Below are 26,342 nucleotides of genomic sequence, written 5' to 3'. Positions count from 1 at the left end.
ATTCACTCCCACGCAGAGCGTGGGAGTGATCACCCCTTCATGTCCCTTCAATAATCAAACCTGAAATCGCTGCACCATCGTGCGCAACGAATTGGCCAGTTGCGACAACTCATGGCTGGACGCACTGGTCTGGTCCGCGCCGGAAGCCGAACGCACCGACAAATCACGAATGTTCACCAGGTTGCGATCCACCTCGCGGGCCACTTGTGCCTGCTCTTCGGCGGCGCTGGCAATCACCAGGTTGCGTTCATGGATTTCATTGACCGACGCCGTGATGGTCTGCAACGCGTCCCCCGCCCGCTCCGCCATGGCCAGGGTACTGGCGGCGCGACTGGAGCTGGCCTGCATGGAGTCGAGTGCCTGGGTGGCGCCGCTGCGCATGCCTTGGACCATTTGCTCGATTTCCTGGGTCGATTGCTGCGTGCGATAAGCCAGCGCCCGCACCTCATCGGCCACCACTGCAAACCCACGCCCGCTCTCACCCGCCCGGGCCGCTTCAATGGCCGCGTTGAGGGCCAGCAGGTTGGTCTGCTCGGCGATGGCGCGGATCACGTCCAGCACCTTGCCGATATCCTGCGATTGGTTGGCCAGGGATTGCACCAGGCCGCCAGTCACTTGCACGTCGCTGGCGAGGGCGCCGATGGCGTCGACCGTGTCGCTGACTCGCTGTTGCCCAAGGGACGCCGACTCACTGGACTGACGCGTGGCATCGGAAGTGGAAACCGCATTGCGCGCGACTTCTTCCACGGCGGTGGTCATTTCGGTGACGGCCGTGGCAGCCTGTTCAATTTCGTTGTTCTGTTGCTGCAGGCTTTGGGTGCTGTCGAGCGTGACGGCGTTCAGTTCATCGGCTGCGGTGGCCAGTTGCGCGGCCGAACCGCTGATGCCCTGCAACGTCTCACGCAGATTCTGCTGCATGGCCGCCAACGCCTTGAGCAAGCGACTCACTTCGTCGTTGCCATGGGTCTCGATTGGCCGGGTCAGGTCACCCCGGGCGACGTTCTCCGCAGCATTAAGCGCCTCACCCAAGGGTTTGACGATACTGCGCGTGAGCAGCATGGCCAGGGCTACCGTGGCCAGGGCGGCGAACACAACGAACAGGCTGACGACCATTCGGGAATTGGCGTAGTGCTCCTGGGACTTCTGGCTCTCGATGGACACTTGCTTGGAGAACAGCTCCGCCAGGTCGTTGAGCTGTTTGCCGGAACCGTCCACCACGGTCTTCATGTCCACCAGCAGCAGCTTGATCAGCTCGTCCCGACGCCCTTGCTCTGCCAGGGTGAAGGATTGGGCGATACCCGTACGATAAGCGGCGAAGGTTTGCTTGAACTGGTCATAAAGCGCCTTGCCTTCAGGCGTCACGACGAGCTTTTCGTAGGCCGCGATTTTTTCGCTCAGCTCCTTGTCGCGCGTATCCATCTGTCCGCGATACACCGCAATATTCTTCGGGTCCTGGTCCAGGGCCATGCGCAGGGAAATGGTGCGGATGCGCAACATCCACTCGCGGATCTCATCACCACCGCGAATGCTCGGCAGCCACTGGGTCTCTACCGCGACTTCACTGTCACGGATACTCGACATCTGTCCCAGCGCGAACACCCCGAGCAATGCCACCAGCACGGCGATCAAGGCAAAACCCAACGCGGCACGAGGGGCGATATTCAGCTGACGAAGAACCATAGGGAATGCCTTTTTTATTATTGGCCTGAAGTGGGGCAAGGCCCCTGTCGGCGGGTTATCGGCAGGTTGTACGATGTCTTAAGTCAAATCCGCTTTATCGCACGCAAAAAAAAATCCCCGTATCTTTCGATACGAGGATTTTCAATATGGTCGGGGTAAGGGGATTCGAACTCCTGACATCCTGCTCCCAAAGCAGGCGCGCTACCGGACTGCGCTATACCCCGGTAAAAAAAAGGCGACCTTCGCAAGTCGCCTTCTCGATCAGCGCTTTTGGCCTCTGATCTTAAGATTCGATTCCAGCGAACTGGTTTCAAAAATGGTGGGTCGTGTGGGATTCGAACCTACGACCAATTGGTTAAAAGCCAACTGCTCTACCAACTGAGCTAACGACCCAAAAATGGTCGGGGTAAGGGGATTCGAACTCCTGACATCCTGCTCCCAAAGCAGGCGCGCTACCGGACTGCGCTATACCCCGATTGAAATGGCTCCGTGACCAGGACTCGAACCTGGGACCCAATGATTAACAGTCATTTGCTCTACCGACTGAGCTATCACGGAACTGATATTTCAAGTTACAACGTTGAAGCTAGCTTCAACCTCTTCTACCCTTACGCATCGCTGCGTTCGTGTGTCTGAGGCGCGCTATTCTACAATCTTCAAAACCTCTGTCAACCCCTTAAATTGCTTTCAAGACAATGATTTGCAACTTATTTTGGATTCCTTCTCAGCGAGAAGTAACCCTTGGGGTGACTGACTGCGGGGCGCACTTTACAAGCCTTTTCCTTTGAGTTCAACGGCCTGATGAAAAAAATGGCGCTTGGAAGCGAGCCCCCCCATAAATCAGGAAAAGAACACCGGCCGTGGCGAGGGAGCTTGCTCCCGCTGGAGCGCGAAGCACTCCTCGCTTTTTGAGGGGCCGCTACGCGACCCAGCGGGAGCAGGCTCCCTCGCCACAAAAGCCCAGACAATCGCCTCAGTTGAAGACGATTTCGTCGTTCTCCACTGTACCGGTCACCGTCTCACCCGGCATGAAGCGACCCGACAGGATCAACTGCGCCAGCGGGTTTTCGATCCAGCGCTGGATCGCCCGCTTCAGCGGCCGTGCGCCATAGACCGGGTCGTAACCCACCGCAATCAGCTTGTCCAATGCCTCGTCGCTCAATTGCAGTTTCAGCTCACGCTCTGTGAGGCGACTGCGCAGGCGACCCAACTGGATCTCGGTAATGCCGGCAATCTGATCACGGGCCAATGGCTCGAAGATCACCACTTCGTCGACGCGGTTGATGAACTCCGGCCGGAAGTGGGTGGAAATCGCGTCCATCACCGCCGCACGCTGCGCTTCGCGGTCGCCCACCAGTTCCTGGATCTGCGTCGAGCCCAGGTTGGAGGTCATCACGATCACCGTGTTGCGGAAGTCCACCGTGCGCCCGTGGCTGTCAGTCAGGCGACCATCCTCCAGCACTTGCAGCAGGATGTTGAACACATCCGGATGCGCCTTCTCGACCTCATCGAGCAGGATCACCGAGTACGGCTTGCGACGCACTGCCTCGGTCAGGTAACCGCCCTCTTCATAACCGACATAACCCGGTGGCGCACCGATGAGCCGCGCCACGGAATGTTTCTCCATGAACTCGGACATGTCGATGCGCACCATGGCCTCTTCGGTGTCGAAGAGGAACTCGGCCAGCGCCTTGCACAGTTCGGTTTTACCGACCCCCGTAGGGCCGAGGAACATGAACGAGCCGCTCGGCCGGTTAGGGTCCGACAGCCCGGCACGGGAGCGGCGTACGGCATTGGACACTGCCACGACTGCCTCTTCCTGGCCGATCACACGCTGATGCAGCAGGCTTTCCATCTTCAGCAGCTTGTCGCGCTCGCCTTCGAGCATTTTCGACACCGGAATGCCGGTCCACTTGGAGACCACTTCGGCAATCTCTTCCTCGGTGACCTTGCTGCGCAGCAACTGGTTTTCGCTCTTGCCGTGCTGGTCGACCATTTGCAGGCTGCGCTCCAGGTCCGGGATCACCCCGTACTGCAGCTCGGCCATGCGGTTGAGGTCGCCTTTACGACGGGCCGCTTCCAGCTCCTGGCGAGACTGTTCGATCTTCTGCTGAATCTGCGCAGAACCCTGGACTTCGGCTTTCTCCGAGTTCCAGATTTCCTCGAGGTCGGAATACTCACGCTCGTGACGAACGATCTCTTCCTGCAACCTTTCCAGACGCTTCTTCGCCGCTTCGTCGCTTTCTTTCTTCAGGGCCTGGGATTCGACCTTGAGCTGAATCAGGCGGCGCTCCAACCGATCCAGCACTTCGGGCTTGGAGTCGATTTCCATGCGGATGCGGCTGGCGGCCTCGTCGATCAGGTCGATGGCCTTGTCCGGCAACTGGCGGTCGGTGATGTAGCGGTGGCTGAGCTTGGCCGCCGCGATAATCGCGCCATCGGTGATCGCCACCTTGTGGTGAACTTCGTAGCGTTCTTTGAGGCCGCGCAGGATGGCAATGGTGTCTTCCTCGCTCGGCTCCTCCACCAGCACTTTCTGGAAGCGCCGCTCCAGCGCCGCATCCTTCTCTATATATTGGCGGTATTCGTTGAGCGTGGTCGCGCCGACGCAGTGCAACTCGCCACGGGCCAACGCAGGCTTGAGCATGTTGCCGGCGTCCATCGAGCCTTCGCCTTTACCCGCACCGACCATGGTGTGCAGTTCGTCGATGAACAGGATGATCTGCCCTTCCTGCTTGGACAGTTCATTGAGCAAAGCCTTGAGCCGTTCTTCGAACTCGCCACGGTACTTGGCACCGGCGATCAAGGCGCCCATGTCCAGGGACAACAGGCGTTTACCCTTGAGGCCGTCCGGCACTTCGCCGTTGATGATGCGCTGGGCCAAGCCCTCGGCAATGGCGGTTTTACCCACACCTGGCTCGCCGATCAGCACCGGGTTGTTCTTGGTGCGGCGTTGCAGCACCTGGATCGTACGGCGGATTTCATCGTCGCGGCCGATCACCGGGTCGAGCTTGCCTTCCTCGGCACGCTTGGTCAGGTCGACGGTGTATTTGTCCAGCGCCTGGCGCGACTCCTCGTGGTTGGCGTCGTTGACCGCCTCGCCGCCACGCAGGTTGTTGATAGCATTTTCCAGCGCTTTCTTGCTCACCCCTTGGCCGAGCAACAATTTGCCAAGCTTGCTGTTCTCGTCCATGGCGGCGAGCAGCACCAGCTCGCTGGAAATGAACTGGTCGCCCTTCTGCTGGGCCAGGCGATCGGCCTGGTTGAGCAGCCGCGCCAGGTCCTGGGACATGTTCACGTCACCGGTGGGATTCTGGATCTTGGGTAACTGGTCGAGTTCCTTGGCCAGTTCTTTGCGCAGACTGTTGACGTCAAAGCCGACCTGCATCAGCAGGGGCTTGATGGAGCCGCCCTGCTGTTCGAGCATGGCCTGCATCAAATGCGCCGGTTCGATACCGGGATGGTCCAGACCGACGGCCAGGGACTGGGCATCGGACAGGGCCAACTGTAATTTGCTGGTTAAACGATCAATACGCATGGGTCACCTTCCTAATGAGCAGGCCGGACCTTGGAAACATCCTGAATGAAGAAACCTGCCAGATACCGTTATAGATGTGGTCGATTCTGGAAGATTCAAGCCGGGCGCCCTTGATACAGATCAGAGAAGTCTAGCGTTCGATCCAGATCAGCGAAGCGAAGCGACCGGTGCGCGGGTTGCGGCGGTAGGAAAAGAAACGAGGGTCGGTCACGGTGCAGAGACCGCCACCGTAGACGGCCGTGACACCACGTGCGGCCAGGCGCAGCCGTGCCAACGCGTAGATATCGGCGAGGAACTTGCCGGCGTTTGGGCTCGCGGCAAAGGCTTGGGCTGCCTGGGGCAGTTGCGCGATGAAGGCTTCACGGACTTCCGGCCCGACTTCAAACGCTTGCGGGCCGATGGCCGGGCCGAGCCAGGCGAGGATTTCATCCGCGGGCACGGCAAGGCTGTCGAGGGTGGCTTCCAGCACGCCGTTCGCCAGCCCGCGCCAGCCGGCATGGGCCGCCGCGACGCGGGTGCCGGCACGGTTGCAGAACAGCACAGGCAGGCAGTCCGCCGTCATCGCGGTGCAGGCGATACCGGGCGTGTCGGTCCAACTGGCATCGGCGGTCGCCACCTGGGCCGGATCAGCCTCGACCACGGCAATGCCGTGGACCTGCTGTAGCCAGGCCGGGGTGATGGCGAATTGATCGGTGAGGCGACGACGGTTTTCGGCGACGGCCGCAGGATCGTCGCCCACATGATCGCCCAGGTTGAGGCTGTCGAACGGCGCCAGGCTGACGCCACCCTCACGGGTCGTGATGCAGGCCTTGACCCGGGCCGGCGCGGGCCAGTCGGGTATCAGCCAGTCACTCATCCGATGAACGCCTCGCGGTCCTGCTTGAGCAACGTCAGCAGCCAGACGAAGTCATCCGGCAACGGCGACTCCCAGCTCATGCGCTTGCCGGTCGTCGGATGATCCAGCTCCAGGAAACGTGCATGCAACGCCTGGCGCGGGAAATTCTTCAGCGATTCGACCATGGTCTGGCTGGCAGCCGGCGGAATGCGGAAACGACCGCCGTAGGCCGGGTCACCCACCAACGGGAAGTTGATGTGGGCCATGTGCACACGGATCTGGTGGGTCCGGCCGGTTTCCAGCTTGACCCGCACATGGGTGTGGGAGCGGAAACGCTCGAGCACGCGATAATGGCTGACCGCCTGCTTGCCGCCCTCCATCACCGCCATGCGTTGGCGCTGCTGGCCGTGACGACCGATAGGGGCGTTGATCTTGCCACCGGCGGTGACAACCCCGATCACGATGCATTCATAGATACGGCTGACGCTTCGGCTTTGCAGCTGTGTGACCAGCTGTGTCTGCGCCTGGATGGTCTTGGCCACCACCATCAGACCGGTGGTGTCCTTGTCCAGGCGATGGACGATGCCGGCACGCGGCACATTGATAATGTCCGGTACGTGGTGCAGCAGGGCATTGAGCAAGGTGCCATCAGCATGCCCAGCCGCCGGGTGCACCACCAGGCCCGCAGGCTTGTTGATCACCAGGATGTCTTCGTCTTCATAGACGATGTCCAGGGCGATGTCCTGGGCGACCCATTCTCCCTGGGCCTCCTGTTCGGCAGTCAGCTCGAGAATGGCACCGCCGTGGACGATGTCGCGCGGGCGGATCACCGCCCCATCCACAGTCAGGCGGCCGTCCTTGATCCAGGCGGAAAGGCGCGAGCGAGAGTGCTCGGCAAAGAGTTGTGCGGCGACTTGATCGAGGCGTTGGCCGCCCAATTCGGACGGCACCTCTGCGCGAAGTTCTATTTTATCGGACATGCTCGGACTGGGCGTCGGCACAGCCTTTGGTTTCGGCTGCGCGCTTGTGGTTAAATACGGCGTCTTTTGCCCCGAGGCTTTCAACGGGGCGCTCATCATAACAGGACGGCCCCGCCCAAGACAGCGGCCGTCATAGGGACGCAAGCCGCCATGCAAGTGAAACACCTGCTGCTGATCGCCATCCTCGCATTGACTGCTGCTTGCTCGTCGAAGGAAGTCGTAGACGAAAACCTGAGCGAAGTCGAACTGTACCAACAGGCGCAGAACGACCTGGACAACAACAGCTATACCAGCGCCACTGCCAAGCTGAAGGCGCTGGAGTCGCGGTATCCGTTCGGTCGCTACGCCGATCAGGCCCAGCTGGAGCTGATCTACGCCAACTACAAGAACGCCGAGCCGGAAGCAGCCAAGTCCGCCGCCGAGCGTTTCATTCGCCTGCACCCGCAGCACCCGAATGTCGATTACGCCTATTACCTCAAGGGCCTGACCTCCTTCGACCAGGACGTCGGCCTGCTGGCGCGCTTCCTGCCGCTGGACATGACCAAGCGTGACCCCGGCGCCGCGCGCGACTCCTACAATGAGTTCGCCCAACTGACCAGCCGCTTCCCCAACAGCCGCTACTCGCCGGACGCCAAGCAGCGCATGATCTACCTGCGCAACCTGCTGGCCTCCTACGAAATCCACGTGGCCGACTACTACCTGACGCGTCAGGCCTACGTCGCCGCCGCCAACCGTGGCCGCTACGTAGTGGAAAACTTCCAGGAAACCCCTTCGGTGGGTGATGGCCTGGCGGTGATGACCGAAGCCTACCAGCGCCTGCACCTGGACGAACTGGCGGCCACCAGCCTGGAAACCCTCAAGCTGAACTACCCGGATCACCCATCCCTGGTCGATGGCCAGTTCACCCCACGGGTCGACGAAGCGGACAACCGTTCGTGGCTGAGCAAGGCGACCCTGGGCCTGATCGAGTCCCGTCCACCTCTGCCGCCGGGCGAAACCCGCGCCAACCAGGACGTGCAGCGTCAGTTCCAGGACGCCAAGGAAGCCATTCCAAACGAGCTCAAGCCCAAGGACGAAAATGGCGACGTGATCGAAGAAGAAGAGCCTGAGAACGAATCCACCGATCGCTCCTGGTTCAGCTACATGACCTTCGGTATGTTCGACTGAGGCCAAGGCCTCAGCAAAAAGGGAGACCCACGGGTCTAATGCCAGTCAGTTAAGCCTTCTCGCTTGACCTTTGGCCGCAAGAAATCAAAATCCGATGCCTGTACTGGCATCGGATTTTTTTATGCGTCTCGCTCGGGCACTGGAACTGACCCACAACATCGCCTCTACCCCCAACGCCATCGAGGGATTAGATGCCTTGCTCGATCCTTCTTTGGTCGAACAGGCGCTTGAACAAGCCGGTGTGGCGACGCTGCGCAAGCGTCGTTTGCCGCTGGAAATGATGCTCTGGTGCGTGATTTCCATGGCGTTCTTCCGGCGCATGTCTGCTTGGGATGTGGTCAGTCGCATGAACATCATGTTGCCGGGCCAGCGCCCGTTGGTGGCCCCCAGCGCCGTAGTCCAGGCCCGTCAGAGATTGGGTAGCGAAGCTGTACGACAAGTCTTCGATTTGACCCAGAAAAGTTGGCATGAGGCGGCCGGTCATCCGACTTGGGCCGGTCTGCGTTTGTTGGGCGTCGATGGCGTTGTCTGGCGCACACCCGACACGCCGGAAAATCGGGCGCGCTATGACTCCGCCAGCAACCAGCATGGCGACACCGGTTTTCCTCAGGTGCGCATGGTCTGCCAAATGGAGTTGACCAGCCACTTGCTGATTGGAAGTGCGTTTGACGGCTACCGCAGCAACGAAATGAAACTGGCCGAGCAACTGATCGAAACCACCCCCGATCACTCGCTGACGCTGTTTGATCGTGGTTTTTACTCGTTAGGTTTACTGCATCAATGGCAGCAAGCAGGCGTCGAACGCCACTGGCTGATGCCGCTGAAAAAAGGCTCGCAGTACGAGGTGATCCAGCGTTTGGGGCGCCAGGATGCGATTGTTTCGCTGAGCACTTCGCCGCAGGCCCGCAAGCAATGGCCCGGGTTGCCGGAGCAGCTGACCGCGCGACTGCTGAGCAAAACCGTCGAGGGCAAGGTGTGTCAGATCCTGACGTCGATGGCCGATCCGCTGCGCTTTCCATCCGACGAAATCGTCGATCTGTACAGCCAGCGATGGGAGATCGAACTCGGATTTCGGGAGATGAAACAGACGCTGCTCAACAGCAGTTATACGCTGCGCAGCAAGACGCCAGAGATGATCGAGCAAGAGTTGTGGGGCGTGTTGTTGGGCTACAACTTGTTGCGCTATCAGATGGTGGAAATGAGTCGCCACTGTCCTGGCATTTACCCGTGCGAAATGAGCTTCACCGCCTGCACTTGGGCGATTCTCGGGTTTATCAACAGCGTCTCCGCCGACCGTTCCGGGAACATCCCCAAGTATTTGGCCGAGCTTCATGCTTCAGCGCCGCACTACGTGCTGCCGCATCGACGTGAGGAGCGCGTTTATCCTCGGGCGATTCGGCTGAAATCACCGAAATATCCGATCAGAAATAAAAATGCCAGTCAGCTTAACTGACTGGCATTAGACCCACGGGTCTCCCTTTTTTATGCCTGGGTTTTATTGCGCTGTGCGCCGTTCCTGTCCTTGGCTAAACTGCCTGATCTCTAGCCAAAAAGCCGCCCATCATGCTTCGTTTACTGTTCTGGATCGCCCTGATTGCCGCCGCGGTATGGTTCTGGCGCAAGTTCAAGAGCACCTCATCCGCGCCGAACGCTCCCCGGGAGCAGGACGCACCACCCATGGTTCGTTGCGCCCATTGCGGCGTACATCTGCCCCGTGACCGGGCCCTGGCCCTCGAACAACAATGGTATTGCAGCCAGGCTCATCTCGAGCAAGGCCCGGGCACTCGTGATCGCTGAGGCCTCAAGCCCACGCGAAAAACAGGCGCAGCGCCTGCTGCGTCTCTATCACCTGTATCGCCTGAGCATCGGCATCACCCTGGTGCTGCTGATCTCCAGCAAGCTGGACAACCGCCTGCTGGAGTTCGCCAACGACGACCTGCTGCGCAACGGCAGTTGGTTGTACCTGGTGCTGAACATCCTGCTGGTGGTGTTCCTTGAGAACATTCGCCGCCCCGCCCGGCTGTTCGGCCTGGCCCTCACCGACGTTCTGCTGCTTTCGTGGCTGTTCTTCGCCGCGGGCGGTGTGCCCAGTGCCATCGGCAACCTGCTCATTGTCTCGGTAGCCATCGGCAATACGCTGTTGCGAAGCCGGGTCGGCCTGTTGATCGCCGCTGTCGCCACGATCGGTATCGTCGGGTCGACTTTTTTCCTCGGCCTGAGCGATTCAAACCGTCCCAGCAGTTATCTGCAAGCCGGCACCCTCGGGGCACTGTGTTTTGCCGCCGCCCTGCTGGTACAGGGCCTGACCCGGCGACTGGAAGCCAGTGAAACCCTGGCCGAGCAACGGGCCAGCGAGGTGATCGGCCTCGAAGCGCTCAACGCACTGATCCTGCAACGCATGCGCACCGGTATCCTGGTGCTCGACCGCGAGCGGCGCGTGCAATTGGCCAACGAAAGCGCCTTGAACCTGCTGGGCATACACGACCTGGTCGGCCAGCGAATCGATGACTATTGCACCGCCTTGGTCGAACGCCTGCAATTGTGGCTGAACAACCCCAGCCTGCGCCCTCCCAGCCTGACCGTGACCGGCACAGGCCTGACCCTGCAACCGAGCTTCATCGCCTTGGGGCATTACGATCAACAGCAGTTGCTGGTATTCCTTGAGGACCTGGCCCAGGTTGCGCAGCAGGCCCAGCAACTGAAACTCGCTTCCCTCGGGCGCCTCACTGCTGGCATCGCCCATGAAATCCGCAACCCCTTGGGCGCCATCAGCCACGCAGCGCAATTACTGCGCGAATCCGAGGAACTGAACAACGCGGATCGGCGTCTGACGCAGATTATTCAAGATCACTCCCAACGAATGAACCGCGTCATTGAAAACGTCCTGCAGCTGTCTCGCCGCCAGCAAACCACCCCCCAACGCCTCGACCTGCGGACCTGGCTCGACCAGTTCGTCCGGCAGGCCCGTGAAAGCATGGCCGAGCACCAGCACTTGCACCTGAGCATCGACCCGGGTGACTACACCACGCTGATGGACCCCGACCAGTTGACCCAGGTACTCGACAACCTGCTGCGCAACGCCTGGCGCCACAGCGCCATGGCCCACGAACAGGCCGAGGCCTGGCTGAAACTGTTCATCGACCCCCACAGCCAGTTATCCACCCTGGACATCATCGACAACGGCCCTGGCGTGACGCCAGAGCAACAAGCACATTTGTTCGAACCCTTCTTCACCACCAGCAGCCAGGGCACCGGCCTTGGGCTCTATCTGTCCCGTGAGCTGTGCGAAAGCAACCAGGCCCGCCTAGACTTCAAACCACGCCAAGGCGGCGGTTGCTTTCGCATCACCTTTGCTCACGGACGGAAACAGATTTGAATACACGCTCACGGCAACGAATCCTGATCGTCGATGACGAACCGGACATCCGCGAACTCCTGGACATCACCCTGGGCCGGATGAAACTCGACACCCGCAGCGCCAAGAACCTCGCCGAAGCCCAGAACCTGCTGGCCGGCGAGGCCTTCGACCTGTGCCTGACCGACATGCGCCTGCCCGACGGCACCGGCCTGGAACTGGTGCAACACATCCAGCAGCGTTACCCCCAGCTCCCCGTGGCAATGATCACCGCCTACGGCAGCCTGGAAACCGCCATCGACGCCCTCAAGGCCGGCGCCTTCGACTTCCTGACCAAACCGGTAGACCTGGGTCGGCTGCGGGAGCTGGTCACCAGTGCCCTGCGCCTGCCGCCGGTCGCCACGCCTGGGACCACCCTCGAGCGCAGCCTGCTGGGCGACTCGCCCCCCATGCTCAGCGTGCGCAAGCAGATCGAAAAACTCGCCCGCAGCCAGGCACCGGTGTACATCAGCGGGGAATCGGGCTGCGGCAAGGAACTGGTCGCCCGGCTGATCCACGAACAAGGCCCCCGTGCCAACCTGCCCTTTGTACCGGTCAACTGTGGGGCAATTCCCACGGAGCTGATGGAAAGTGAGTTTTTCGGCCATCGAAAAGGCAGCTTCAGCGGCGCCATCGAGGACAAGCCAGGTTTGTTCCAGGCCGCCCATGGCGGGACCTTGTTCCTCGATGAAGTGGCCGACCTGCCCTTGGCGATGCAGGTCAAACTGTTGCGGGCGATCCAGGAAAAGGCCGTGCGCGCTGTTGGCGGCCAGCAGGAAGAAGTGGTGGATGTGCGTATCCTCTGCGCGACCCACAAGGATCTGGACGGCGAAGTGGCCGCCGGACGCTTTCGCCAGGATTTGTATTACCGGCTGAACGTCATCGAACTGCGCGTCCCGCCATTGCGTGAACGCCGCGAAGACATCGAGCTGCTGGCCAATCACATGCTTCAGCGCCTGGCAGCCAACACAGGTAGTCCACCGGTCAAGTTGCATCCCCAGGCGCTGGACGCTCTCAGGAGTTACCGCTTCCCGGGCAACGTGCGTGAACTGGAGAACATGCTCGAACGGGCCTACACCCTTTGCGAACAGCAGCAGATCGAAGCAGATGATCTGCGTTTGGCCGAGGGCAATGGCAGCGCAGAGCCGGGCAATCCCGACCTGATGCAGGTCGATAACCTGGAAGACTACCTGGAAGACGTCGAACGCAAGCTGATCCTCCAGGCCCTGGAGGAAACCCGCTGGAACCGCACGGCCGCGGCACAGCGGTTGAAGTTGTCGTTTCGGTCGATGCGCTATCGGTTGAAGAAACTCGGGTTGGATTGAGCATGTGGCCGGCTCAGCTCAACCAATGGCTGGGTTGCACCGAATGGCTGGGGCTACACCGAACTGTGTGGCGAGGGGATTTATCCCCGCTGGGCTGCGCAGCAGCCCCGAACCTGGCACCTCGGTGTATCAGGTTGTTTGAGTAGCTACTTTTTGGGGCTGCTTCGCAGCCCAACGGGGATAAATCCCCTCACCACAGGTGCTGTGTTCGCCTTGGCAGCTTTTTAGCCCTTCGGCACCGGCACCTGTTCGTCCAGCACACGATTGGCTAGCAACTCACTCAACTCGATCAGCTGTTGCACGCCCAATGCAACATGCCGTCGCGAGCCGTCGAGTTCGAAGGCCAGGTCGCTGATTGTTGCGTTGGCTGAGGCCAGGGTTTCGCTGAGGTTGGCGAGGAGGCATTCGACGTCGATGCCTTCCACGACGGTGAATAGCTGGTTTGAGGGTGGTTTCTTTTTGGCTTCAGGCTTTGGCTTTGGCTTTGGCTTTGGGGCTAGGTAATAGTCGAGAGCGCGCTGGGCGGCTTCGTCGAGTTTTTGAGAATCGAGCCCGTTTTGAGCTGATGTGGAATCGGTTTCGGGAGGATTGGGTGTAACCTTGATCATCGTGCATCTCCAAGTTATTGGAGCTGCCACCGATCGCCGCGACGCGATTGGAGGTGGCAGCTGTACGCAGGTTCGCGGACCGAGAACTTGGATACCCGGCATACCCGAAGGTATCCCACGTACAGCCAGCCATGACAAAACGACAAATACCGAAGCACCGTCGAGGGCTGGATTATGCACCAAGTTAGCGGGCCGCGACGCCCGGACGCTGAATTGGCAGCGACGGGGAAAGGTTAGCGAGAGCCCTTCCCGCTCGGCAACCGCCAGAGATCGTCGGAAAATTCAGCTCGACTCAGAGTTTTGTCCGACCTTTCTCACAAATCTGGTTTGGCTGTCAGGGCATCGGGAGTGTGTATATCCGTTACCGCAGGAATGGATATGTACTCAATCAACACACAGCCGTCGCGAGCAAGCCCGCTCCACAGGAAAAACCGGACCTTACAAGCGCCCCGCCGGCGCATAAGGCGCAGGATCAATCACCGCCTCCCGCCCCAACATCAGGTCCGTAAACAACCGACACGAAGCCGGCGCCAACACCAACCCATTGCGATAATGCCCACAGTTCAACCACAAACCGCCAACCCCCGGCACTTCGCCGATATAGGGAATGCCCTCTGGCGACCCCGGCCGCAGCCCAGCCCAATGCCCAACCACCTCAGCCCCCGTCAGCGCCGGAATCAACTGCTGCGCCGAAGCCTTCAGGCTGTCCAGGGCAGCATCGGTCGGCGTCTTGTCGAAGCCCTCACGCTCCAGCGTACTGCCAACCAGGATATGCCCATCGCGACGGGGAATCGCATAACGCCCCTTCGCCAGAACCATGCTCGACAGAAAATCCGACGCACACTTGTACAAAATCATCTGGCCCTTGACCGGCTCGACCGGCAACTTCAGCCCCAGCGTCTTGAGCAACTCACCGCTCCAGGCACCTGCAGCCAGCACCACCTGGTCGCCACGTATCGGGCCCGCCGAACTGTCCACCCCGATAACAGTCGCCCCCTCGCGAATGAACCCACTGACCTCACAGTGCTCATGAACCGTGACGTTGGGCAGCGCCAACAAGGCCGCCTTGAGGGATTTCACCAAGCGAGGATTACGCACGTTGGCCACATCGGCCATGTAGATCGCCCGGGAAAAACCAGGACCCAGTACCGGCACAGCATCATGAACAGCGGAGATATCCACAGCTCGCAGCGGGCGCCCTTCCCGCTCAGCCCAGGCCAGCGCCTCATCCTGATCGTCCAGGTCCAGCCAATACAGACCGGTGACATGCACTTGCGGATCAATCCCGGTCGCCGCGAATAAACGCTCGCCCAGCTGTGGATAAAAATCCTGTGACCAATGGGCCAGCGCCGTGACTGCTGGGCTATAGCGCCAGGGATACAACGGCGACACGATACCGCCGCCGGCCCAGGACGACTCCTGGCCGAGACTGGAACGGTCCAGCAACACCACACGCTGCCCTTCGGACGCCAGATTGAACGCCGTCAGCAGGCCAATGACTCCGCCGCCGACAATCACCACTTGCTGTTGCCTGGTCATGTTCTGATTCGACTCATAAGACAGAGGGCGCAAGGCTGCACCCGAAAAAAGAAACTCAGCGGCCCCAGCAATCCTTGGCGGTCATCCCGGCGGCGGTGTTTTCCACAGTTCGTGCGCCGGTATTGGTGATTCTGAAGTCACCGCATTTATCCGTGGCCATGGACGAGCCGCTCTTGCGCACAGCCGTCAGGATGAAGCTCTGATCCGTCAAAGTCTGGGTAATGGTATAGAAATCGTTGCCGCTGCTCAGGCCAGTCGCATCGGTGTAGCGGTTGTTCTTCGAGTAGTAGCGCTCGAGAATTTGCGCCTGCTCCGATAACAGCCCGGCAATTTCAGCCCGTCGGCCCTTCTTCATGTATTCGGTCAGGCTCGGATAGCCGACGGTGATCACGATACCGATGATCGCAATCACGATCATGATTTCGATCAAGGTGAAACCTCGGTTGGATCTGCGCATGCCTTGCCTCTTCATTGTATTTGTCGCCACATGATGCGGCGGCTGCCGCCCACGGATTTTTCCAGCAGTTCGGTGATGTTGCCGCTGGAGTCGTTGACGATCATGTTGGTGGCCCCGCTGGCGCTGACGACGGCGCTCAAGGTCGGGATTCCCCCCGTGAAGACCACCCCGCTGGAAATCGTGTCGGAGCTGTTGATCGTGCCATCGCCGTTGGTATCGAGCACCGCATAGTTGAGCATCTTACCGTTGAACGCATCCAATTCGATCAGTTTGCCGGTACCGAAGCTGGCACAAGGGTCGGTGGTGTCCACGGCGGCCGTGGTAAAGACCACGCGCCCGCTCACCAGATTTGCAGGGTTGATCACCCGCTCCCCGGTCAGCGCATTGTTGTACACCAACGGCAGGTACCAACCCTTTTTCGTCGGATAAGCCACGTCGGTCTGGCTGGTCGTCACGAACTGCCCCGTGCTGCCCGAGAACACCCCCGTGATCGACTGGGCTTGCAGGTTCGACACGGTGATTTGCCCGGCACCGCCGGTGGCGTCCCATATCGAGTAGAACCCTTGCAGGTCCTTGTTGAGTTTATCCGCCGTTTCGTTGAACTTGCCGGTGCCGAAAAACACCTGGGTACCGCCCTGCGGGTTGTCCGCCAGCAGCGGTTGAACGGTGATCGGCTGAGTCGCGCCACCGGAGGTGGTGAACAATGGCTGGCCGGCAAACGCCACACCCCAAGCAGTCGGGGAAGTGCCGCTGAGGTCGAACTTCCACAGCCGCCCTCTCAAGTCGCCCCCGTACGCGGCCTGCACCACGTTCTGGGAGTTGACCCGCAGCTTGACCGACGACAAGCCATTACCGGTCTCGCTGCTGTTGATGACGACTTTCCTGATCAACGAGCCGTCGCGGATATCCACCACGTACAGCGCCGCGACACCGCTATTGCTGCCGTAGCCGTTGGAGATGAACGCCGCCCAGCGCCCATCCGCCAGGCGGGCGACTTCGGGGCGGGCGTAGGCGTAGCCCAGGTCATTGAAAGCGTTGGTGGTGTTGGCAACGGTTGGCGCACTGATTTCCCACAATGCCCGCAACACATTGCCCGCCGTCGCATCGAACAGCTGAACCGCATAGAACGTCTTGCCCCCAGCACCAGTGCCGCCCAGGGCCACCGTCTTCCAGACACTCCCCGATTGCGTATCGAATACGCCGACCTGCCCATCCACCAAAAACTTGTGGCTCACGCCATTGACGTAGTTGGTGTCGGCAATGTTCTGCAGCGATGGCAGCACGCTCGACGGCATATAGGCATATCGCCGCGTACCGTTCGCACTGTTGATGACGCTGAAAAAACCGTCGTTGGCGTTCACCACCAGGCTGGTATTCATGTTCGCCGCCTTGGTCGTCAGATACGTGCTGTAGCTGGTGTCGTTGAGCAAATCCGCGGCGGTCTGTTCATTGGGTGAGGCCAGCACCAACGGCGAGTTGATGATGTCCCCCAGCAACACATTGCGCACCTTCAAGCCGGTTTTATTGACGCCCTTGCTCCACTCCACCAGATCGTTGCCGGTGATTCCCGTAGGCAGGTTCTGGCTGAGGCTGCTTTGCTGGGCAGGTGAAAGGTTAGCGTAAGCCAGGGTCACAGGCGCATTGGTCGCGGTATTCCACGACTGATAAATCGGCGCCGTGGCGCCGGGCACGATGGCCGTGTCGGTGGTCCATTGCACCGCGGCCCTGTTGACCGTGCCTGCCGAGGTGAAGCCGAACGCGCGGATGGTGCCGCGCCAATCCTTGGGGTCATACGTGGTCTGGTAGTAACTGGAGGTGCTGGACAACGTGGCGGCATTGGTCGTGCCGGCGCCCCCGGATCCAGCCTTGGAGGTAATGTCGCTCAGGGCGGAGGCCAACGCTGAGTTGAGGCCTTCGCTGTCGGTCGCCGGATAATACTTACCCGCGCCGTAACGGGCGGCGTCGGACAGCATCGGATTGGTGACGGCAAAACCCACGGTGTAGGTATTGAGGTACTGCCGGGGAAAATCCGTGGCGTTCCAGCTCTGGCCGGTGGCGTCGGTGCCAGTGGAGCGCATGTCGATGTCGAAGGCGAACTTGGCGATGTCGTCCAGGTAAAGCGTGTCGCCCTCGCCGTTACCACTGAGATCGGCGCCATCGTTGTTGATACCATCCCAGTTCGGTAGCCGGGCCAAGCCCTGCGGGTCGTTGGTGGGGAACGTCCGGTCATAGGTGGGCAACCCGTCGGTGATCACCACGCCGAAATTTTTCTGGCAACGGTACTGGATCGGGCTGGTGTAGGTGGTCGGTGTGCTGTTGTAGTACGGTGCCATGCCCCTGAAGTAACGGATGACTTCGTAATAGCTTTCGGCCAACGGCGTATTCGCGACGGCGCCCAGGGCGTTGATGGCATTGATCAGGGCGCTGTAGTTGGTGTTGGCCTGGGTCTGGGTCACGCTGCCACTAACCGGTGACAGGTCGCTGATGGCGCGGGCGATGTAGCCACCCGGGCCAGAGTTACTGCTGTTGGGCGGGTTGAACGTGGCGAGGCCAATGCGCAAGGCGCGGTTGCTGGCGACCAGGTCGTTGGAGACATCCCGTGCCACGTTGATTCGATAATCGTTGGGAATCGTGCCGGTGGTGAAATCCCGGCTCGATCCGTTGGCCAGGGTTACCAGATACGCCAGGTACTTACCGGTATAACGGGTATTGCCGCCTCCCACAGGGTCTGGCAACCGAAGGCACACCCGCCCAATGCTGGGTCGATAGAAACCGTACCAGCCAGACGAGCAGCCGCCACGCAACAGACCTACCAACAGGATGTTCGAATCTTCCAGGTCCAGCTCATACCTGTCGTTACAGTTGTTACTGGCGCTGCAGGCATAAGTGCGCGTCTGCGTCGCCGCCGGATCAAACCCCGCCGCCCAGATAATGTTGTTCATGCTCCCCGAATCATCGATCAGCAGCATCACGTTCGGCGTAACCGCAGCCGCACTCAACAGCGGCGAATCCGAGGGCGTGAACGCATAGGCCGGGGCCGCCAGGTAAAGGCTGAGCAACGCGCCCCACAGCGCCTGCCTCCAATTGCGGCGCACCTTAGTACTTCGCATAAATGCTCTCCACCACGCTGCGCTGGTTATTGCCCACCACCGCCACCGCCGTGATCCGGTACAACGTCGCCGAGGTATTGACCGGCACGTTGACCGCAGCAAGCGTAGTACCGATGTTCTGCACGCCATAAAACCCACCGGCAGCGGCAACCCAGAGCACTCCCGACGACGAATTGCGCCCCGCCGCCGTGATGGTCGCCGACTCGGCCGGCGGCGCGCATTGAGTCGCGGTGGTACAGACCGCCAGTGAATAGGTCTCGACCTGCACCGCACTCTCACCCATCCTCAACGCAGCCTCGGCGATCTGGAAGGACTGGTTGCGTTGCATGACGCTGCTGGTCATCTTTTCCTGGAGCGTGGCGCTCTGCATCGACGACAGGCCGATCAGCGTCAGCAGCAACAGGAACACCAGGCTGACCAGCAGTGCCATGCCATGCTGGCGATGCTTGAGATCCATCGAACTCATCGATCGCCCCCTCATAGAAGCCGGTTGCGCAAGGCGGCAACTACATTGAAGGTCTGCTCGCGTACCGTGTTCCTTGGATCAAAGAGCGTCAGGCTCAGGCGCACGCTGCGGATCAGTGCCGGGTCTGCCGGGTTGCCGGTGTAGCTTGACGCTGCGATGTCCGTGGCGCTGGCAGCCACGCCAAACGTCACGTCGAATGCCCGAACGTTGTCTACCAGCACCGACAGGGTCGGCGGATTGGCGGTGCCGCTGCCCAACAGCAATTGGTTGTTGTTGAAGCTGTAGACCAGCCGACGGATCGGGAAGGCCAACTGCCCCGTCGCCGGCACCCGCGCGTTCGAGTAGGCCGTCGCCGAGGTACGGCAATCGGAGACGACGGTCCAGGTCGGCGCGCTACCGCCATTCCCAATGTCCGCGGTGACCAGGGTCAACCTCCGGTTGGCGTTATCCCAGCGGATTGGAGTGGTCTGGCTGGCAGCGAAACTGTTATCCGTTGAGGCATCGATGATGGTCCCCACACAACCGAACATGCCCACCATGCGAATTTCCTGGACCATTTTGCTCAAGGCAAACCGCGCATCCTCCTGAATCACCGCGGCGGCATTCTGGCTGACGTAGGTATTTTTGGCGGCAATGAAAATCTGCACGACACCCAGCACGACGATCAGGCTGAGCACCAGCGCGATCATCAACTCAATCAGGCCGAATCCCCGGCAATGCCGGTTCATGGCGGCGTCCCCACCGGATCGACGGCGACGCGGCTGGTCAGCACAAAGCTGCGTCGCGCCTCGGTCGCGTCGGTGGTGTTGGCGGCCCGGGCGTCGTCCCAGGAAATGGTGATGGTGTAGACCCGCTGGTTCAGCGCAATGGTGCCCGTGGCTGTGGCGCCGCCGAAGGCAACGATGTTGGTCTTGAAATCGTAGAGGTCCTGGTCCCGGGCCACGTTGAGGTTCGGCGAGCTGGGCGGTGTGATGGTGTAGTCGGCGCCGGAGTTGGCGCGAATGCGGTCCAGCAGGTCGTAGGCAATGAAACTGGCCTGGCTGGTCATGCGCGAACTGTCGGTGTACTTGAGCGCATTGAGCTGGATCATCGCCGCCCCCAGCAAACCAACACCGAGGATCAGCACCGCCACCAGCACTTCGATCAGCGTCATGCCTGCCTGCGCGCTGTTACTGCAACCCTTCATCCGCAACTTCCACCCAATACGATTCGTCCATTGAGGCAAACATTCAGCGTCCGGCTCTGCGCCCCCCTTACATAATTGAAACTCACCGGCGTGGCCGGGGCCGACAACCCACCGAGGTTGTTGAAATCAATATTGCTCACCTCTGAGGTTAGCGTCAGAGTCGCGCCGCTGCTCATCGCTGGAACAACCCGCAATACACTGGGCGACGAGCCAGTACTGTCGTACACCGTGAGTTCGCTGCTCCAGGCCGCGCCGTCGACCGTGGGGCGAATTCGAGTGGTGGTACCCCGATCGATCGCCTCCATCCGGGCAAAGTTCAGCGCCCGACGCAAGTCATCAACCTCAGTGTCGGCCTTGGTGCTCTGCAGCGAGCCGGTGAATGACGGCACCGCCATGGTAATCAGGATCAGAAGCACGCCAAGGGCCACCAGCACCTCGATCAGCGTGAAACCTTTTGTACGAAGATCCATCGGTGCCCTCCGTTGCCGTCGGCTATACCTGCCTCTACACGCTAGAACAAACCACTGCCGTGTGCCCAATACTGCCCTGTGGTGAGGGGATTTATCCCCGCTGGGCTGCGCAGCAGCCCCAATGAAGCTGATTACGATCCAACCTGACACCCTGCGGAGGCTGGTCTGGGGCCGCTGCGCAGCCCAACGGGGATAAATCCCCTCGCCACAATGGGCTATAAAACCTGAATCCGCTTCATATTCTCCAGGGAGGAGATGCCATGCACCAACAGGGCTTCAGCCTCATCGAACTGCTCATGGGACTGGCGATTGCGGCAATTGTTCTGCCGTGGGCCAGCGCAAGCTATACAGCGCTGGTCGAAGCCACCGAGCGCAAAGACGCCGCGCAGTTGCTGGCCAGTGGTTTGCGCATTGCCCGCAGCGAAGCCATCACGCGCAGCCGGACCGTCGTGATCAGAGGGATAGACAACGATTGGGGCCGAGGTTGGCGCATCACCCTGGACGATAAGGAGAAGACCTTGCTGATGGAGCGCAGCGGTCGCGCGCGAGTGATAGGCAACCGGCCGGTGAAGCGTTCGGTGAGGTTCGGCAGCCAAGGGCAAGCGTTACTGCCCAGCGACGCATTCCAGGCCGGCACACTGCATGTCTGCGCCAAACGCGAGCCGGTCAGTCACCATCAGGTGGTGCTGGCGCGTAGCGGACGCATCAGCCTGCGCAGCGAGAAAGCCGAGCAGGCATTGTGCGGAAAAGGCTTAAAGCAGGGAGCGAACGCGTAGTTCCTTGGGCATGGAGAAAGTGATGTTCTCCTCGCGACCGGCCAACTCATCGGCCCCGGTAGCACCCCAGGCCTGCAATTGCTGGATCACACCGCGCACCAATACTTCCGGCGCGGAAGCGCCAGCGGTGATGCCGATGCGCTCGACCCCATCGAACCAACTGCGCTGCATGTCCTCGGCACCGTCGATCAGGTAGGCCGGGGTGTTCATGCGTTCGGCCAGTTCACGCAAGCGGTTGGAGTTGGAGCTGTTCGGGCTGCCGACCACCAGCACCACGTCGCACTCATTCGCCAGTTGCTTGACGGCATCCTGACGGTTCTGAGTGGCATAGCAGATGTCGTCCTTGCGCGGACCACCAATGGCCGGAAAGCGCGAGCGCAGGGCATCGATCACACGGCTGGTATCGTCCATGGACAAAGTGGTCTGGGTGACAAAAGCCAGGCTCTCAGGGTTGCGAACCTGCAAGGCCGCAACGTCCTCCTCGTCTTCGACCAGGTAGATCGCACCGCCGTTGCTGGCATCGTATTGGCCCATGGTGCCTTCGACTTCCGGATGGCCTTCATGACCGATCAGGATGCATTCACGACCATCACGGCTGTAGCGCGCCACTTCGATGTGCACCTTGGTCACCAATGGGCACGTCGCGTCGAAGACCTTCAGGCCACGGCCGGCGGCTTCGGTGCGTACTGCTTGGGAAACCCCGTGGGCGCTGAAGATCACGATGACGTCGTCGGGCACCTGGTCCAGTTCCTCGACGAAAATCGCCCCACGGCTGCGCAGGTCTTCGACGACGAATTTATTGTGGACCACTTCGTGGCGCACGTAGATCGGCGGTCCGAAGACTTCCAGGGCGCGATTGACGATTTCGATCGCCCGGTCCACACCGGCGCAGAAGCCACGGGGGTTGGCGAGTTTGATTTGCATGCTGTGCCTCGTGTCTTGCGCGCAAGAAATTGAATCAGTGCAATCCATTGTGGGAACGAGCTCGCTCCCACACTGGATCGGGTGGCAGCAGAAGCCGCCCGTCAAATGTTAAACCGCCTTGACCTCAAGGATTTCCACTTCGAAGTTCAAGGTCTTGCCGGCCAATGGATGGTTGAAATCCACGGTCACCTGGGCGTCATCGAACGCCTTCACCACACCTGGCAGCTCGGTATTGGCCGCGTCGTTGAAGATCACCAGCAAGCCCTGGGACAGTTCCATGTCCTGGAACTGGGAGCGTGGCATGGTCTGCACGTTTTGCGGGTTGGGCTGACCAAAGGCGTTTTCTGGCGGTACGACCACGGTGCGCTTGTCGCCGGCCTTGAAGCCGAAGATCGCTGCTTCGAAGCCTGGCAGCAGGTTGCCATCACCGACCTTGAACACTGCCGGCGCCTTGTCGAAGGTGCTGTCGACGGTGTCACCGTTTTCCAGGTACAGGGCGAAGTGAAGCTTCACTTCAGTGTTTTGAGCGATACGCTGCTCAGTCATGGACGGCTTCTCCGGTTTTCTTGCTCTTGAACATGTCCAGGGCGAGCATCACCGCGCCCACGCTGATGGCACTGTCGGCAAAGTTGAACGCCGGGAAATACCAGCGGTTCTGCCAATGCACCAGGATGAAATCGATCACATGGCCCAGAGCAATCCGGTCGTAAAGATTGCCCAGTGCGCCACCGAGCACCAACGCCAGTGCCACGGCCAGCCAGGTCTCGTCGCGGCCCAGGCGTTTGAGCCAGACCACGAGCACAGCGCTGACCACGACAGCGATCAGGGCGAACAGCCAGCGCTGCCAGCCCGAGCTGTCGGCCAGGAAGCTGAACGCCGCGCCAGTGTTGTAGGCCAGGGTCCAGCTGAAGTAGTCAGGGATGACCACGATCTGCTGGTACAGGGTCAACGAGCTTTCGAAGTAGAACTTGCTGGCCTGGTCGATGACCAGTACCAGCACGCTCAACCACAGCCAGCCCAGCCGTCCGAAACGGCCCGCCGTGTTAGGCATAATGACGAACCTCACCGGTGCCGCTGATGTTGTCGACGCAACGCCCGCAGATTTCCGGATGCTCCGGGTTCACGCCGACGTCTTCGCGGCAGTGCCAGCAACGGGCGCACTTGGTGTGGTTCGACTTGACGATCTTGAGCTTCAAACCGCTGACCTCAGTGGTCACCGCATCGGCCGGCGCCTGCACGAAAGGCGCGACGCTAGCGGTAGAGGTGATCAGCACGAAGCGCAGTTCGTTGCCCAGTTTGGCCAGGTCGACGTCCAGGGCTTCTTCGGCGTAGAGGGTCACCTCGGCTTGCAGGTTGCCACCGACGGCCTTGGCCGCGCGCTGGATCTCCATTTCCTTGTTGACCGCTGCCTTGACCGCCATGATCCGGTCCCAGTAGGCGCGGTCCAGCTCGAAGCCCTGGGGCAACTCGGTGAGGCCTTCATACCAGGTGTTGAGCATCACCGATTCGTTACGCTCGCCCGGCAGGTATTGCCACAGCTCGTCGGCGGTGAATGCCAGGATCGGTGCGATCCAGCGCACCAGCGCCTCGCTGATGTGGAACAGCGCGGTCTGGCACGAACGACGGGCCTTGCTGTTGGCGCCGGTGGTGTACTGGCGGTCCTTGATGATGTCGAGGTAGAAACCACCGAGTTCCTGCACGCAGAAGTTGTGGATCTTGGAGTAGACGTTCCAGAAGCGGTATTCGCCGTAGTGCTCCTGCAATTCGCGTTGCAGCAACAGGGTACGGTCCACGGCCCAACGGTCCAGCGCGAGCATTTCTTCGGCCGGCAGCAGGTCGGTGGCCGGGTTGAAACCGGTCAGGTTGGAAAGCAGGAAGCGCGCGGTGTTACGGATCCGCCGGTAGGCGTCCGCGCTGCGCTGCAGGATCTGCTCGGAAACGGCCATCTCGCCGGAATAGTCGGTGGACGCCACCCACAGGCGCATGATGTCGGCGCCCAAGGTGTCGTTGACCTTCTGCGGCGCGATCACGTTGCCCAGGGACTTGGACATCTTGCGGCCAGACTCGTCGACCGTGAAACCGTGGGTCAGCAGCTCGCGGTACGGCGCGTGGTTGTCGATGGCGCAACCGGTCAGCAACGACGAGTGGAACCAGCCACGGTGTTGGTCCGAACCTTCCAGGTACAGGTCGGCACGCGGGCCGATCTCGTGGCCCATCGGGTGCGAACCGCGCAGCACGTGCCAATGGGTGGTGCCGGAGTCGAACCAGACGTCCAGGGTGTCGCTGATCTTGTCGTACAGCGGCGCTTCGTCGCCCAGCAGCTCGGCGGCGTCCATCTTGAACCAGGCTTCGATGCCTTCGACTTCGACGCGCTTGGCCACGGCTTCCATCAGCTCGACGGTGCGCGGGTGCAGCTCACCGCTTTCCTTGTTCAGGAAGAACGGGATCGGCACGCCCCAGTTGCGCTGGCGGGAGATGCACCAGTCTGGACGGTTGGCGATCATCGAGTGCAGGCGCGCCTGGCCCCAGGCGGGCACGAACTGGGTCTCTTCGATGGCCTTGAGCGAACGCTGGCGCAGGGTGTCGCCAGTGGTGGGCTGCTTGTCCATGCCGATGAACCACTGCGCGGTGGCGCGGTAGATCAGCGGGGTCTTGTGGCGCCAGCAATGCATGTAGCTGTGTTCGATGACGGTGGTGTGCAGCAGCGCGCCGACGTCGGTCAGTTTGTCGACGATGGCTGGGTTGGCTTTCCAGATGAACTGGCCGCCGAAGAACTCCAGCGACGGCACGTACACGCCATTGCTCTGCACTGGGTTGAGGATGTCGTCGTTGACCATGCCGTATTTCTTGCAGGTCACGAAGTCGTCGACGCCATAGGCCGGTGCGGAGTGAACCACGCCAGTGCCAGCGCCCAGTTCCACGTAGTCGGCCAGGTACACCGGCGACAGGCGGTCATAGAACGGGTGACGGAAATTGATCAGTTCCAGTGCCGAACCCGGTGCGGTGGCCAGCACCGAGCCTTCGAGGTTGTAGCGCGCCAGGCAGGATTCGACCAGTTCTTCGGCCAGCACCAGCAGCTTGTCGCCGACGTCGACCAGGGCGTAGTTGAATTCCGGGTGGACGTTCAGCGCCTGGTTGGCCGGGATGGTCCACGGGGTGGTGGTCCAGATCACGATCGACGCCGGCTTGGCCAGCTTGCCCAGGCCGAAGGCGGCGGCGAGCTTGTCTTCATCGGCGATCGGGAACGCGACGTCGATGGTCGAGGACTTCTTGTTCTCGTACTCGACTTCCGCCTCGGCCAGGGCCGAACCGCAATCGAAGCACCAGTTCACTGGCTTGAGGCCCTTGAACACGAAGCCGCCCTCGACGATTTTCGCCAGGGCACGGATTTCGCCGGCTTCGTTCTTGAAATCCATGGTCTTGTACGGGTTGGCGAAGTCGCCCAGCACGCCGAGGCGGATGAATTCGGACTTCTGCCCTTCGATCTGCTCGGTGGCGTAGGCACGGCACAGCTCGCGGGTCTTGTCCGCGCCCAGGTTCTTGCCGTGGGTCACTTCCACCTTGTGCTCGATCGGCAGGCCGTGGCAATCCCAGCCCGGGACATAAGGCGCATCAAAACCCGACAGGGTCTTGGAGCGGATGATCATGTCCTTGAGAATCTTGTTCAGCGCGTGACCGATGTGAATGGTGCCGTTGGCGTACGGAGGACCGTCGTGCAGGACGAACTTCGGACGATCCTTGCCAATTTCGCGCAACTTTCCGTACAGGCCAATGCTGTCCCAACGCTGCAGAATCTGTGGTTCGCGCTGAGGCAGGCCGGCCTTCATTGGGAAGGCGGTGTCCGGAAGGTTTAGCGTGGCTTTATAGTCGGTCATTTAAGGCTCTTC

The 26,342-nt window shown here is 60.7% G+C and carries 22 protein-coding genes, 4 tRNA genes and 1 pseudogene; 6 read left to right on the top strand and 21 right to left on the bottom strand.

The genetic code is table 11. The annotated features are described in order from the left end of the window. Positions 1-54 precede the first annotated feature (54 nt). The 9 genes and pseudogenes from TK06_RS33610 to rluD form a co-directional block, all read right to left on the bottom strand. Positions 55-918 (bottom strand): methyl-accepting chemotaxis protein, encoded by an 864-nt coding sequence (locus TK06_RS33610; RefSeq protein ID WP_371856982.1) that lies wholly within the window; start codon positions 916-918, stop codon positions 55-57. Further along, positions 910-1,680 (bottom strand): annotated as a pseudogene (locus tag TK06_RS33605) (MCP four helix bundle domain-containing protein); the annotation flags it as partial. The gene TK06_RS33610 and the pseudogene TK06_RS33605, both read right to left, overlap by 9 nt. Before the next feature lie 147 nt (positions 1,681-1,827). Further along, positions 1,828-1,904, bottom strand: a tRNA-Pro gene (locus tag TK06_RS25600). A gap of 93 nt (positions 1,905-1,997) precedes the next feature. Continuing rightward, positions 1,998-2,073 (bottom strand) — tRNA-Lys (locus tag TK06_RS25595). A gap of 5 nt (positions 2,074-2,078) precedes the next feature. After that, positions 2,079-2,155 (bottom strand) — tRNA-Pro (locus TK06_RS25590). Between the two features lie 7 nt (positions 2,156-2,162). Then, a tRNA-Asn gene (locus tag TK06_RS25585) sits at positions 2,163-2,238 on the bottom strand. A 415-nt stretch (positions 2,239-2,653) separates the two neighbouring features. Next, on the bottom strand, positions 2,654-5,218 hold the full coding sequence (clpB, locus tag TK06_RS25580; RefSeq protein WP_053125348.1) for an ATP-dependent chaperone ClpB: 2,565 nt from the start codon (positions 5,216-5,218) through the stop codon (positions 2,654-2,656). A gap of 130 nt (positions 5,219-5,348) precedes the next feature. Continuing rightward, positions 5,349-6,074, bottom strand: a complete 726-nt coding sequence (gene pgeF / locus TK06_RS25575; protein ID WP_063324323.1) for a peptidoglycan editing factor PgeF — start codon at positions 6,072-6,074, stop codon at positions 5,349-5,351. Next, the gene (gene rluD / locus TK06_RS25570) at positions 6,071-7,033 is read right to left on the bottom strand and encodes a 23S rRNA pseudouridine(1911/1915/1917) synthase RluD (protein WP_063324322.1); all 963 of its coding nucleotides are present in this window, start codon (positions 7,031-7,033) and stop codon (positions 6,071-6,073) included. Before rluD ends, pgeF begins: the two co-directional genes overlap by 4 nt. Before the next feature lie 150 nt (positions 7,034-7,183). Here rluD and TK06_RS25565 point away from each other — a divergent pair, with 150 nt between their 5' ends. The 5 genes from TK06_RS25565 (at position 7,184) to TK06_RS25545 (ending at position 12,919) form a co-directional block, all read left to right on the top strand. Further along, positions 7,184-8,200, top strand: coding sequence for an outer membrane protein assembly factor BamD (locus TK06_RS25565; RefSeq protein ID WP_063324321.1), 1,017 nt, complete (start codon positions 7,184-7,186; stop codon positions 8,198-8,200). A gap of 121 nt (positions 8,201-8,321) precedes the next feature. Then, complete coding sequence (locus TK06_RS25560) at positions 8,322-9,653, top strand: IS4 family transposase (protein WP_063324320.1); 1,332 nt, start codon at positions 8,322-8,324, stop codon at positions 9,651-9,653. A gap of 110 nt (positions 9,654-9,763) precedes the next feature. Further along, positions 9,764-9,997, top strand: coding sequence for a PP0621 family protein (locus TK06_RS25555; protein WP_063324319.1), 234 nt, complete (start codon positions 9,764-9,766; stop codon positions 9,995-9,997). Beyond that, positions 9,987-11,576, top strand: a complete 1,590-nt coding sequence (locus TK06_RS25550) for a two-component system sensor histidine kinase NtrB (RefSeq protein ID WP_063324318.1) — start codon at positions 9,987-9,989, stop codon at positions 11,574-11,576. Before TK06_RS25555 ends, TK06_RS25550 begins: the two co-directional genes overlap by 11 nt. Further along, on the top strand, positions 11,573-12,919 hold the full coding sequence (locus tag TK06_RS25545; RefSeq protein WP_063324317.1) for a sigma-54-dependent transcriptional regulator: 1,347 nt from the start codon (positions 11,573-11,575) through the stop codon (positions 12,917-12,919). Before TK06_RS25550 ends, TK06_RS25545 begins: the two co-directional genes overlap by 4 nt. Positions 12,920-13,143: 224 nt before the next feature. Here TK06_RS25545 and TK06_RS25540 read toward each other — a convergent pair whose 3' ends face one another. The 8 genes from TK06_RS25540 to TK06_RS25505 all read right to left on the bottom strand — a co-directional run bounded on the left by TK06_RS25540 (position 13,144) and on the right by TK06_RS25505 (position 20,755). Next, positions 13,144-13,527 carry a DUF6124 family protein gene (locus TK06_RS25540; RefSeq protein ID WP_063324316.1) on the bottom strand — a complete coding sequence of 128 codons (384 nt, stop codon included), beginning with the start codon at positions 13,525-13,527 and terminating at the stop codon, positions 13,144-13,146. Between the two features lie 438 nt (positions 13,528-13,965). Then, entirely contained in the window at positions 13,966-15,066 is a 1,101-nt protein-coding gene (gene thiO / locus TK06_RS25535) for a glycine oxidase ThiO (RefSeq protein WP_063324315.1), read from the bottom strand. A gap of 55 nt (positions 15,067-15,121) precedes the next feature. Next, positions 15,122-15,523, bottom strand: a complete 402-nt coding sequence (locus TK06_RS25530) for a type IV pilin protein (RefSeq protein ID WP_063324314.1) — start codon at positions 15,521-15,523, stop codon at positions 15,122-15,124. An 11-nt stretch (positions 15,524-15,534) separates the two neighbouring features. Next, positions 15,535-18,633, bottom strand: a complete 3,099-nt coding sequence (locus TK06_RS25525) for a pilus assembly protein (RefSeq protein ID WP_063324313.1) — start codon at positions 18,631-18,633, stop codon at positions 15,535-15,537. Next, the gene (locus TK06_RS25520) at positions 18,620-19,090 is read right to left on the bottom strand and encodes a pilus assembly PilX family protein (RefSeq protein ID WP_371856188.1); all 471 of its coding nucleotides are present in this window, start codon (positions 19,088-19,090) and stop codon (positions 18,620-18,622) included. The genes TK06_RS25525 and TK06_RS25520 overlap by 14 nt, the downstream gene beginning before the upstream one ends. 20 nt (positions 19,091-19,110) lie before the next feature. Further along, the gene (locus TK06_RS25515) at positions 19,111-19,827 is read right to left on the bottom strand and encodes a PilW family protein (protein WP_063324311.1); all 717 of its coding nucleotides are present in this window, start codon (positions 19,825-19,827) and stop codon (positions 19,111-19,113) included. After that, complete coding sequence (gene pilV / locus TK06_RS25510) at positions 19,824-20,285, bottom strand: type IV pilus modification protein PilV (protein ID WP_063324310.1); 462 nt, start codon at positions 20,283-20,285, stop codon at positions 19,824-19,826. The genes TK06_RS25515 and pilV overlap by 4 nt, the downstream gene beginning before the upstream one ends. Further along, entirely contained in the window at positions 20,282-20,755 is a 474-nt protein-coding gene (locus tag TK06_RS25505; RefSeq protein ID WP_063324309.1) for a GspH/FimT family pseudopilin, read from the bottom strand. Before TK06_RS25505 ends, pilV begins: the two co-directional genes overlap by 4 nt. A gap of 260 nt (positions 20,756-21,015) precedes the next feature. Here TK06_RS25505 and TK06_RS25500 point away from each other — a divergent pair, with 260 nt between their 5' ends. Then, positions 21,016-21,531, top strand: coding sequence for a GspH/FimT family pseudopilin (locus TK06_RS25500; RefSeq protein WP_063324308.1), 516 nt, complete (start codon positions 21,016-21,018; stop codon positions 21,529-21,531). Here the strand turns inward: TK06_RS25500 and ispH are convergent. The 4 genes from ispH to ileS all read right to left on the bottom strand — a co-directional run bounded on the left by ispH (position 21,508) and on the right by ileS (position 26,330). Continuing rightward, the gene (gene ispH, locus TK06_RS25495; RefSeq protein WP_063324307.1) at positions 21,508-22,455 is read right to left on the bottom strand and encodes a 4-hydroxy-3-methylbut-2-enyl diphosphate reductase; all 948 of its coding nucleotides are present in this window, start codon (positions 22,453-22,455) and stop codon (positions 21,508-21,510) included. The genes TK06_RS25500 and ispH overlap by 24 nt on opposite strands. Before the next feature lie 108 nt (positions 22,456-22,563). Beyond that, a complete protein-coding gene (fkpB, locus tag TK06_RS25490; RefSeq protein ID WP_063324306.1) occupies positions 22,564-23,001 on the bottom strand; it encodes an FKBP-type peptidyl-prolyl cis-trans isomerase in 438 nt (145 codons plus the stop codon). Then, positions 22,994-23,506: a signal peptidase II gene (gene lspA / locus TK06_RS25485; protein ID WP_063324305.1), complete on the bottom strand. Its 513-nt coding sequence runs from the start codon at positions 23,504-23,506 to the stop codon at positions 22,994-22,996. Before lspA ends, fkpB begins: the two co-directional genes overlap by 8 nt. Then, positions 23,499-26,330 (bottom strand): isoleucine--tRNA ligase, encoded by a 2,832-nt coding sequence (ileS, locus tag TK06_RS25480; RefSeq protein ID WP_063324304.1) that lies wholly within the window; start codon positions 26,328-26,330, stop codon positions 23,499-23,501. The genes lspA and ileS overlap by 8 nt, the downstream gene beginning before the upstream one ends. Positions 26,331-26,342: the final 12 nt, after the last annotated feature.

It is taken from the genome of Pseudomonas fluorescens (assembly GCF_001623525.1).
GTDB classification, from domain to species: Bacteria; Pseudomonadota; Gammaproteobacteria; order Pseudomonadales; family Pseudomonadaceae; genus Aquipseudomonas; species Aquipseudomonas fluorescens_Q.
Note: the sequence above shows the minus strand (reverse complement) of the source record. Positions and strands in the feature narration are given on the sequence as shown.

Coding starts and splice junctions, on each gene's coding strand:
- TK06_RS33610 (WP_371856982.1), bottom strand. CDS start 918: ATGCAGCAGAATCTGCGTGAGACGTTGCAGGGCATCAGCGGTTCGGCC.
- clpB (WP_053125348.1), bottom strand. CDS start 5,218: ATGCGTATTGATCGTTTAACCAGCAAATTACAGTTGGCCCTGTCCGAT.
- pgeF (WP_063324323.1), bottom strand. CDS start 6,074: ATGAGTGACTGGCTGATACCCGACTGGCCCGCGCCGGCCCGGGTCAAG.
- rluD (WP_063324322.1), bottom strand. CDS start 7,033: ATGTCCGATAAAATAGAACTTCGCGCAGAGGTGCCGTCCGAATTGGGC.
- TK06_RS25565 (WP_063324321.1), top strand. CDS start 7,184: ATGCAAGTGAAACACCTGCTGCTGATCGCCATCCTCGCATTGACTGCT.
- TK06_RS25560 (WP_063324320.1), top strand. CDS start 8,322: ATGCGTCTCGCTCGGGCACTGGAACTGACCCACAACATCGCCTCTACC.
- TK06_RS25555 (WP_063324319.1), top strand. CDS start 9,764: ATGCTTCGTTTACTGTTCTGGATCGCCCTGATTGCCGCCGCGGTATGG.
- TK06_RS25540 (WP_063324316.1), bottom strand. CDS start 13,527: ATGATCAAGGTTACACCCAATCCTCCCGAAACCGATTCCACATCAGCT.
- thiO (WP_063324315.1), bottom strand. CDS start 15,066: ATGACCAGGCAACAGCAAGTGGTGATTGTCGGCGGCGGAGTCATTGGC.
- TK06_RS25530 (WP_063324314.1), bottom strand. CDS start 15,523: ATGCGCAGATCCAACCGAGGTTTCACCTTGATCGAAATCATGATCGTG.
- TK06_RS25525 (WP_063324313.1), bottom strand. CDS start 18,633: ATGCGAAGTACTAAGGTGCGCCGCAATTGGAGGCAGGCGCTGTGGGGC.
- TK06_RS25520 (WP_371856188.1), bottom strand. CDS start 19,090: ATGGATCTCAAGCATCGCCAGCATGGCATGGCACTGCTGGTCAGCCTG.
- TK06_RS25515 (WP_063324311.1), bottom strand. CDS start 19,827: ATGAACCGGCATTGCCGGGGATTCGGCCTGATTGAGTTGATGATCGCG.
- pilV (WP_063324310.1), bottom strand. CDS start 20,285: ATGAAGGGTTGCAGTAACAGCGCGCAGGCAGGCATGACGCTGATCGAA.
- TK06_RS25505 (WP_063324309.1), bottom strand. CDS start 20,755: ATGGATCTTCGTACAAAAGGTTTCACGCTGATCGAGGTGCTGGTGGCC.
- TK06_RS25500 (WP_063324308.1), top strand. CDS start 21,016: ATGCACCAACAGGGCTTCAGCCTCATCGAACTGCTCATGGGACTGGCG.
- ispH (WP_063324307.1), bottom strand. CDS start 22,455: ATGCAAATCAAACTCGCCAACCCCCGTGGCTTCTGCGCCGGTGTGGAC.
- fkpB (WP_063324306.1), bottom strand. CDS start 23,001: ATGACTGAGCAGCGTATCGCTCAAAACACTGAAGTGAAGCTTCACTTC.
- lspA (WP_063324305.1), bottom strand. CDS start 23,506: ATGCCTAACACGGCGGGCCGTTTCGGACGGCTGGGCTGGCTGTGGTTG.
- ileS (WP_063324304.1), bottom strand. CDS start 26,330: ATGACCGACTATAAAGCCACGCTAAACCTTCCGGACACCGCCTTCCCA.